We start from the raw sequence: 9,263 nt of genomic DNA on the forward strand, positions 1-9,263 counted from the left end.
CGGGCAACGAAGCTTCGCATAATCGAGCTTTCGTTCTGCTTTCAGCTGTACAGGTAATAAAAGTTACTGCGATTGACCAGCAATTGGAGGGTGCCCCAGAAAGCTTGATGAATGAAGCCTCAGTGATTCAGCCCCGATCAATCTCAATTAGGAAAACAAGAAAATGGGAACGACATCAAACGGGAAAACAGCCACGGTGACGCCTGTTATTCAGCAGGGCCGACTCGATGGTGCGGAACGGCGCTCTGTAGATTTCGTACCGGTGTCGGAGCGCCATGGCACGGTGCGACATCTCGGTGCGGTGTGGTTAGTTGCCAACATCAACCTGACCGCAATGGCTACCGGCGTTACCACACTGGCGCTTGGCGGTTCACTGTTCTGGACTCTGGTTGCCACCGTGTTCGGTTCACTGTTCGGAACCCTTTTCATGGCTCTGCATTCTTCGCAGGGGCCTCACCTGGGTCTACCGCAGTTAGTTCAGTCCAGAGCACAGTTCGGATTTTTAGGGGCCGCAATCACGGTGTGGGTCTTCGCCTTTGTGAACTACTTCAACTACAACGTCGCCGACGCGATCCTTGCAGGATCGAGTCTGCATTTCCTCCTCGGGATTCCAACTTCCTGGGGGTTCCCAATCGCGGTATTGATCGCCGGCACCTTGGCGCTGTATGGCTACCGGTGGATCCATCGGGTTAACCGATTCCTGGTCGCACCGCTGGCCTTGACGGTCGTGATACTCACCTTTGCTGCAGTGGCGCGGGGCGGGATTCCTTCGGGGGCTTTCACTCCGGGGCCCATTCAATGGCATTCGTTCGCGACCACCTTCGTAATCGTCGCAGGTTTCCAGCTTGGTTGGGCGCCATACGTATCGGACTACTCCCGCTACCTCCCACCCACCGTTTCCACTCGATCGTCGTTCCTGTGGACCTATCTGCCTTCAGCGATATCAGCGCTATGGGTGATCGGCCTTGGCTCCTTACTCGCGGCAGCGACCCCCGGCGTCTCCGTCATCATGGCGATCGCGCAAGGTGGCGACGCCCTGATGGCAGGAGGTGGTCGAATAGCCGTCGCATTGTTGTTCATCGGTCTTCTGGTGGTGATGGCGCTCAACGCTTACGGAGGCAGCTTGACCCTGATCTCGATCGTTGACTGTTTCCGTCGGGTCCGGCCATCGTTGTTTTTGAGGGGCATCACAATCGTCGCGATGACCCTGTCCGTAGGCGTTGTCGCGGCAATGGTCGGGGAGGAACAATTCAATGTTTTCTACGGCAACGTATTGGTATTTCTGGCCTATCTGTTCACACCATGGACTGCAATAAACCTGGTGGACTTTTATATCGTTCGCAAGGGGTGTTATTCGATCCGCGAACTCTTCAATCCGGCGGGTATTTACGGCCGATGGGGATGGCAAGGAAACGTCGCCTATATCGGAGCACTGGTGACGATGGTGCCGTTTTTTGTCACCGAGCCTTTCACTGGATGGATAGCTCACCGGATGGGTGATATCGACATCTCGATGTTTGTAGGTCTTGTAGTCGCAAGCCTCCTCTATTTGCTCACATCTCGGACTCTTGATTTGAGCTACGAGCGAAGCCTGGTGGAAAAAGAAGGAATAGCTGGCGAGCTATGAAGGCAGCCCGATGTTTCGGGCAAAGAACTTATCCCTATCGACACGAAAAAGTAGAGTTAGAACCATGACGACAACCGGCTGGATTTGGGACGAAAGATTTATGACTCATGACACGCGGGCTTGGAGCCTACCGTGGCAGGAACCCATCGACCATCCTGAGAAGGGCGATACCAAGCGACGCTTTGCAAGCCTCGTCAAGCGAAGCGGCCTCGATCAATACCTTGTTCCGCTACCCTTCACTCCGGCCTCTGAAGCCGATCTGTTGCGGGTACACACTCCGGAGTATGTCGATCGAATCCTGAACCCGACCGGTCCTGTCTGGAGCGATGCAGGCGACGGTGAAACGCCCGTCGGACCAGGATCGGCAGACATTGCCAGACTTGCAGCAGGCGCTGTCATCTCGGCGTTCAATGCAGTTGTATCGGGTACTGTGACGAACGCCTACGCGCTCATTCGACCGCCAGGACATCATGCGATTGCCAATCAGGGTATGGGCTATTGCATATTCCACAACACCGCGGTCGGAATCCGCCATCTGCAGCAAACAGGAGCGGTGAAACGAGTCGCGGTCATCGACTGGGATGTTCATCATGGTAACGGGACCGAGACCCTTTTTTATGACGATCCGTCGGTGCTGACGATCTCTCTTCACCAGGACGACCTTTACCCCATCGGACGCGGAAAGGTACAAGACATCGGAACGGGTCCCGGACTAGGTGCCAACCTGAATATTCCACTACCCGCAGGGTCGGGCCGAGGGGCCTACCTGGGCGCGTTCGAGCGTATCGTAATGCCTGCGGTCCGCCGTTTTCAACCGGATCTCATCGTGATTGCGAGCGGATTTGACTCCGCTGCGATGGACCCCTTTGGCCGCCAACTCTTGTACTCCGGGGCATATCGCGAGCTGACGACTCAGGTGATGAATCTGGCTGAAGAAGTGTGCAAATCGCGGGTCGTCGCTGTGCATGAGGGGGGCTACGATCCGCTGATGGGACCATTCTGCGGTCTTGCCGTGGTTGAAACACTTGCAGGGCGGCGAACCGCAGTCGAGGATCCATGGATGAACACAGTCGCGAATCTTCCGGAACAAGCTTTGTTGCCGCACCATGACGCAGCGATACGAGCGTGTGAACAACTTCTCACGGGAGTACCTGATGGATCCAAGAGCGCGCGATAACGGGGAATTTCAATAGCCTTCCACCGAAGGGGGCGAGCCATCTGGCGATGAGGCGCCAGTGCTGACAAGCGCTGCGCCTCGACAAGACTCAGCCCACTGTCTGCAACCAATTAAGTAAATCCATTTCCAAGCTGCCTGGCTGAGGGGGGTTGGGAGATAACAGGCAATAGCGTGAGCCGTCTTCAATAAATCCTAATGGCGCGGCTAAAACGCCGCTCTGGATATCGTCATGCACTAAGTGCCATGGGCCAATGGCCACCCCCAGGCCCGCGACAGCCGCCTGGATGCTGAAATAAAAGTGCTCAAAAGATTGCATCTCCATGGCAGGAGCGGGCAGTCCTTTTGCAATAACCCACTCCTCCCAAGCTGTAGGTCGGCTATTAGTCTGAAGCAGCGGGGCCGAGGAACGCAGGCATTTCCTGCTTTTGCCAAACCATTGATCTACCTTTTCCGGCCGGCATACAGGGCCGATCTTCTCAGGGAATAGGGTCTCAGCATGATAGTCGGAGGGGCGAGGAAAATCGTCCCGCCGAATGGCCAAGTCGATGCCATGGTCGAATGAAAAGATGCCGCCGCCGGCCACTAAATGAATGTCTAGCCCCCGATGTTGTGTTTGGAAGTCGTTCCAGCGAGGAATCAACCATCGCATTAAAAGCGTTGGCTCGCAGGACAGGACAAGCTGACGGGTACGACGGGCGTCGGTGCGTATCTCGCGAACTGCCTGGTTCATCAATCCAAGCCCTTCACTAACTGCTTTCGCCAGGCGTTTGCCGGCGTCAGTTAAAAAAACCCTTCGGTTACGCCGCTCGAACAGGTCAACGCCCAGATCCTCTTCAAGCAAGCGCACTGCTCGACTTATGGCTCCTGGTGTCAGGTGCAGTTCGTCAGCCGCGCGTGCGAAGTTTTCGAACCGTCCGGCGGATTCGAAGCAACGCAACGCGAGCAGAGAAGGCAGGCGAGCCTCGGTGATTAGTGATTTGAAGTCACTATGTTCATCAGAAACCATCGTTATTACCAAAGAGCAGGATCTGTAAAAATCGCTTTCTACTACCAATAATTGAAGGGTGTCGCATGAGCGAATGGATAGCAGTAATCACCATTACAATACTCGCATGCATCAGTCCTGGGCCAGATTTCGCCATGGTTTCTCGCAATGGATTGCTGCTGTCTCGACGTGCGGGCATTCTCACAGCTGTAGGAATTGGTATGGGGGTAATTGTCCACGTCTGCTATACGCTGCTCGGACTAGGGTTAGTGCTTCAACAATCGCCTTGGTTGTTCAACGCGCTGAAGCTGGCTGGAGCTGCGTATCTTGTCTATCTAGGCATCCAAATGCTTCGTTCCAAGCCAGCTATGGAACAGCCGGACGCACCGCCTCCCGCCATGTCAGATCTGGCAGCTCTGCGTACAGGATTTGTCACGAACGCGTTGAATCCGAAAACATCGATCTTCATCGTCAGTCTGTTCATGGGCGTTATACAACCGGACACCGCCCTGACAATCCAAATTGCATATGGGCTGTTCATCGCTGGGGCGCACGCGGTGTGGTTCAGCCTCGTCGCGTTTTGCTTCTCAGCGGGGATGGTGCGCGAGAAATTGGTGGCTGCACGACAATGGATTGACCGAATTTTTGGCGGCCTACTCGTGAGCTTCGGGATGCTACTGACAATCGCTCAGCGTTCAGTCTGAGTTGAATTAACCCTTGCGCAGGGCCTTTCAAGCACGCCGCATGTTCGAGTTGCTTCTCGACCTAGCCGATTGCTGCCTGTCTCGAGGGACATCAACAACTCGGAGCTGCCTTTCCTAACGCGGACGTGGAATCCAGCAAAGCGACTGAATCAATCACAAACGGGGCGAGCCCCGTCTGGATAAGCGGGCGCTCACTGATTGTCGCCCCCTATCCTGCAATGTCGTTTTCACGTCACTACTCATTTGTAGTTACCCCAGGGGGGTAATTACGCGTCGCTCTACCGCGCTCCATACTCTGGCCAACCCTGGCGGATTGGGCCCTTACTTAACTGTGCAAGGAACAGAGATGAAGATTGAGTTGGTGCAACTGGCTGGCCGTGATGGTGATGTCGTTCACAACCTCGGGCGTACCTTGGAGGCCATCGCTACCTGCGCGGCTGACACGGATCTGTTGATCTTCCCGGAAACCCACCTGACGGGATTTGTCGATGCCGAGCAATTGGCGAGTGTGGCCGAACCGTTGGATGGCCCCACCTTGCAGGCCATCGAGCAACTGGTGCGCAAACGTAATGTCTCGGTCGTCGTCGGCATTGCGGAGAATGATGGCGGCATTTTTTACAACACCTCGGTACTGGTGACGCCCGAAGGTATCGCCTTGCGCTATCGCAAAACCCACCTGTGGCCATCGGAGCGTGGTCTGTTCCAGCCGGGTGACCGCTATGTCACGGCACTGTGGAAGGGCCTGCGTGTAGGCATCCTGATTTGCTACGACATCGAACTCCCGGAAAGCGCCCGCGCCCTCGGACAGCTCGGCGCCGAGTTGATACTGGTCACTAACGGCAACATGGATCCCTATGGCCCGGTCCATCGCACGGCAATCATGGCCCGTGCCCAGGAAAACCAGGCGTTTGCTGTCATGGTGAATCGGGTGGGAAAAGGGGATGACGGCCTGGTGTTCGCGGGGGCTAGCGCAGTGGTCAATCCGTTCGGACAAATAATGTTTGAGGCCGGCCGCGAGGAGTGTCAGCAGGTGGTCACACTTGACCTTGACCAGCTCAAGGAGTCCCGTCGGGATTACGACTACCTGAACGACCGTCGCCTGCATCTAACAGGTGTGCAACTTGAGCATACGGACGGTCGTCGCGAGCTGCTGATTCCTTGAGTCGCTCGAATTCTTTTCCTTGGTAATACGTTGTTGATCTTGCCGATGTCGGCCCTGCCCTATAAATCTAACAATCAGCAGGCGCAGCGCTGGTTTTTAAACAGCGCTATCGCTCCGGAGTCTCCAGATGAACCCGAAAGTCGGTTTACAGCTAGTCCTTGCCTCACTGTTGAGTACAAGTATCCTCTGCACTGAGGCGGCTGAGCCCCAGATGAATATCTACAGCTGGTACGACTTTATCGCACCGGATGCGACGAAAAATTTTCACAAAGAAACTGGCATCAAAGCGACGTATGACTCGTTCGATAACGCCGATGTCATGCAAAGTAAAGTCATGACCGGTCGTAGCGGGTATGACGTGGTGATTGCTACTGATGGGCTGTTGCCGAACCTGATAAAGGCCGGTGTCCTCAAGGAAATAGACCGCGCGCAATTGTCCAATTATCACCATCTAAACCCGGATATCCTTGCCAAGTTACAAGCTAACGATCCAGGTAATCGATACGCAGTTCCGTATATGTGGGCTACCACCGGGATTGGTTATGATGCGGACAAGGTCAAGTCGATCCTTGGTCCGGATGCTCCGGTCAATTCATGGGATCTGATTTTAAAAGAGGAGAACCTCGCCAAGTTAAGCCAATGCGGCGTGGCCATGCTGGACGCACCGGGTGAGATTTTTCCGATAGTACTGCATTACCTTGGGCTGCCCTATAACAGTCAGAGTCCTGAGGACTTCCGGAAAGCTGAGGCGCTGTTGCTGAAGCTGCGCCCGTACATCCGTTACTTCGACTCATCTAAATTCAGCGCTGACTTGGCCAATGGCGACGTCTGTGTTGTGCTCGGCTGGGCTGGCGGAGTTTTCGGGGCACAAGAGAGTTCCAGACTTTCTGGTAACGGCCGCAAGATCATCTATAGCATTCCTCGCGAAGGTGCTCCGGTTTGGGTGGAAAACCTTGTGCTGCTTAACGATTCCCCGAATCCAGCGGAAGGAATGGCCTTCATCAATTACATGCTTCGCCCTGAGGTCATCGCTAAGTCCTCCAACTATTTGGCATATCCGAACGCCAACAAGGACGCCACCGCTCTGGTCGAGGAGAATATTCGCAATAATCCTGACGTTTATCCGTCGAAGCAGGTTTTGGATACTCTGTTCCCGCTTGAGCCGATATCGATGAAAATGGAGCGTGTACGTACCCGTCTCTGGAGCAAGATCAGGACTGGCAGTTGATCTGCAGAAGGACGATTAGGGCCATTGCTCGCACTGCCCTGGAGATCCACAGTGACCGCTTCTGGCCGTTCTCTACCGGTCATGGCTGGCTGCGTTTGGCTTATTTCTGCAGTTAGCAGGTGGTAATCGATCAAGAGCAGCTTCTGAAATGGAAGCTCCAAGCAATGTAATGTAGGTCAAGGGTAGGGCTCCTACGGCCCGATTCAGCTTTTAATGACCCAGGTTCAAAATCTAATGAATCTCTATGCGGATGCGCCGCTTAGTGAATCCCATATTCGTCAGATTGCCGGCATGATCCTTGAGTACCGAGTACCGAGTACCGAGTACCGAGTGCTGGTGCTGGTGCTGGTGCTGGTGCTGGTACTGGTGGCGGACCCGTTGATGACGTCTGATGTAAAAACTCGAGAAGTTGTGGACGATTTTGAAGGTCTCAGCGGCGGCGGTGGCTCGCCATCCGAACCCAGGCACTCTCACGGGTGGCCGCTGATCTTACCCGCCACACCGCCACGTTCGGCGGTGTAGGCATTTTTGCTGGCGTCCCACAGCAGGGCGCTATCGGCCACGTCGCTGACAGACTGGTTGGTCTGCTTGAGCTGCAGCAGGTTGACCGCGTCGTTGTCCTAGGTACCCGCGGCGACGTTGGTGATCTGCCGTTTGAGGGGGCCATGGCCGACCGATACGCTGTCCGCCCGGTCAGTGGTGCTTTTGGCACCCAGCGCCACGCTGTTGCCGTTGCTTACCGATGCGTTGAACCCCAGCGCCACGCCATCGGAGGCTGCTGCGCTGGTGCGTGCCAGGGCACCGATGGCCGTGCCGAAGTTACCGCTGGCGCTGGCATTGTGGCCCAGCGCAGTGCCGCGTTCGCCGCTGGCGATGGAACTGCCGCCCACTGCGGTGCTGCGCATGCCGCTGGCCTGGGCATTGGCACCGGCGGCCAGGCTTTCAGTGGTGGACGCCTTGGCGGCCTCGCCGATGGCAATGGCAATGGCATCGACACCCGCCGCACTGGCGTCGGTGCCGGTAGAATTGGCTTTGAAGTAGCGGGTACCGGTGTTGTTGATAATGTCTACAGTACTGGCCAGGCTATCGAGTTGGCCCTTGTTCACCGCATCGGTGGCCGCAGTGCCCGCCGCCAGGTCGGTGATTTTGCCGGGCAGGCCGCCATGCATGGCCTTGTAGGCTCCGGTACCGGCGTCCCACAGCAAAGCATTGCCGGTGAGGGTGGTCATGCTGGCATTCAGCGTACTCACTGAGCCTGCCAGGCCGCTGACGGTCTGGTTGGTCTGGGTCAGTTGGCCGAGGTTGACGGCGTCGTTGGTCTGGGTACCGGCGTTGACGTTGGTGATCTGCCTGCCACCGACCGCCACACTGTTGGTCCGGTCGGTCCTGGTGTAGGCACCCAGCGCCACGCTGTTGGCATGGTTGGCGGTTGCATGCTGCCCGAGCGCCATGGAACGGGTGGCACTGCTTTGCACCTTGGCGAAGGAACCGAGGGCGACGCCGAAGTCCGCGTTGTCCGCCACTTCCGCGCCGTAGCCGACGGCGACACTGTCCCAGGAATTCTTGCCGACGCGGCTGCGGTCACCCAGCGCAATACTGCTGCTGCTCTGATGACCCATCATGCCACCGGCGACGTCGTCGACCATGGCATCGGCACCAATGGCGATGCTTTTGTAGGCACCACCGGTGACCTGTGCATTTTTGCCGATGGCGATGGCGTCAGATGCACCCGCGTCGACCGTGGCAGCGTCACCGATGGCCATGCTGTAAGGCGCGCCAGCCGAACCGCCGCCGGCTTCATAAGCCGCCAGACCGGCACCGAGCAAGCCCATCTGCACCAGCGGACTTGCATCCGGGTCGTGCATCTGCATGATCCAGATGAGGTTCTTCTCTTCCACTTCTTCCAGCGCCGCGGTCAACGCGGCGGAGGGATCACTGAGCAACGCCATGCTCAGTGCCAGCGAAGCACCCACGACTCTTTTGGAACGTCCCGGCTTGCCACTGCCCAACGCAAACTCGCAAGCCACGACCCAGGCATGCCGAGCCTTGTTCCAGATCACCCGAAAACACTTGTTCATGATCAATCTCCTCGGGCACCGAGGTTCGGCGCCAATGTGGGTTCAGCGACCGGATGTATCGGTCGGATGGCCCATTCTCCTGGCGTGACTGGGTGGAGGAGGATCGGGGAAGCACGAGAGTGTTGTAGTGCATGCACTACAGGCGCAGGGCTATAAAAAACGCCGCCCTTCTAACGAGGGGCGGCGTTTTTTATAGCGTTGCAGCGTCAGGCTTGAACGACCGGAATGTGGGCGTTCGCTGCAGCTTCACGGAACTCGGCAATCTGGTCGAAGGACAGGAAGCGGTAGACATCGGCCGCCAT

9 protein-coding genes are annotated in these 9,263 nt (G+C 56.6%); 6 read left to right on the forward strand and 3 right to left on the reverse strand.

The features are described from left to right. Positions 1–163 precede the first annotated feature (163 nt). Both PMI35_RS14595 and PMI35_RS14590 read left to right on the forward strand, forming a co-directional pair. Positions 164–1,627 carry a purine-cytosine permease family protein gene (locus tag PMI35_RS14595; protein ID WP_008060375.1) on the forward strand — a complete coding sequence of 488 codons (1,464 nt, stop codon included), beginning with the start codon at positions 164–166 and terminating at the stop codon, positions 1,625–1,627. A 64-nt stretch (positions 1,628–1,691) separates the two neighbouring features. Then, positions 1,692–2,804, forward strand: coding sequence for a class II histone deacetylase (locus PMI35_RS14590; RefSeq protein WP_008060378.1), 1,113 nt, complete (start codon positions 1,692–1,694; stop codon positions 2,802–2,804). Positions 2,805–2,892: 88 nt separating this feature from the next. Here PMI35_RS14590 and PMI35_RS14585 read toward each other — a convergent pair whose 3' ends face one another. Next, a complete protein-coding gene (locus PMI35_RS14585) occupies positions 2,893–3,810 on the reverse strand; it encodes a LysR family transcriptional regulator (protein WP_008060380.1) in 918 nt (305 codons plus the stop codon). Between the two features lie 65 nt (positions 3,811–3,875). On the opposite strand from PMI35_RS14585, the gene PMI35_RS14580 reads away from it, so the two are divergent. The 4 genes from PMI35_RS14580 to PMI35_RS14565 all read left to right on the forward strand — a co-directional run bounded on the left by PMI35_RS14580 (position 3,876) and on the right by PMI35_RS14565 (position 7,405). Then, positions 3,876–4,493 carry a LysE family translocator gene (locus tag PMI35_RS14580; RefSeq protein ID WP_008060381.1) on the forward strand — a complete coding sequence of 206 codons (618 nt, stop codon included), beginning with the start codon at positions 3,876–3,878 and terminating at the stop codon, positions 4,491–4,493. A gap of 346 nt (positions 4,494–4,839) precedes the next feature. Further along, a complete protein-coding gene (locus PMI35_RS14575; RefSeq protein WP_008060382.1) occupies positions 4,840–5,655 on the forward strand; it encodes a carbon-nitrogen hydrolase family protein in 816 nt (271 codons plus the stop codon). Positions 5,656–5,782: 127 nt separating this feature from the next. Further along, positions 5,783–6,883, forward strand: a complete 1,101-nt coding sequence (locus tag PMI35_RS14570) for a polyamine ABC transporter substrate-binding protein (protein ID WP_008060383.1) — start codon at positions 5,783–5,785, stop codon at positions 6,881–6,883. A gap of 213 nt (positions 6,884–7,096) precedes the next feature. Further along, entirely contained in the window at positions 7,097–7,405 is a 309-nt protein-coding gene (locus PMI35_RS14565; protein ID WP_157295698.1) for a hypothetical protein, read from the forward strand. Positions 7,406–7,503: 98 nt separating this feature from the next. Here PMI35_RS14565 and PMI35_RS14560 read toward each other — a convergent pair whose 3' ends face one another. Further along, the gene (locus PMI35_RS14560; RefSeq protein WP_008060386.1) at positions 7,504–8,961 is read right to left on the reverse strand and encodes an ESPR-type extended signal peptide-containing protein; all 1,458 of its coding nucleotides are present in this window, start codon (positions 8,959–8,961) and stop codon (positions 7,504–7,506) included. A gap of 206 nt (positions 8,962–9,167) precedes the next feature. Then, positions 9,168–9,263 (reverse strand): hypothetical protein (locus PMI35_RS35925; RefSeq protein ID WP_008060391.1); only part of this gene is annotated, 96 nt, incomplete at its 5' end.

The organism is Pseudomonas sp. GM78, assembly GCF_000282475.1.
Lineage (GTDB): Bacteria > Pseudomonadota > Gammaproteobacteria > Pseudomonadales > Pseudomonadaceae > Aquipseudomonas.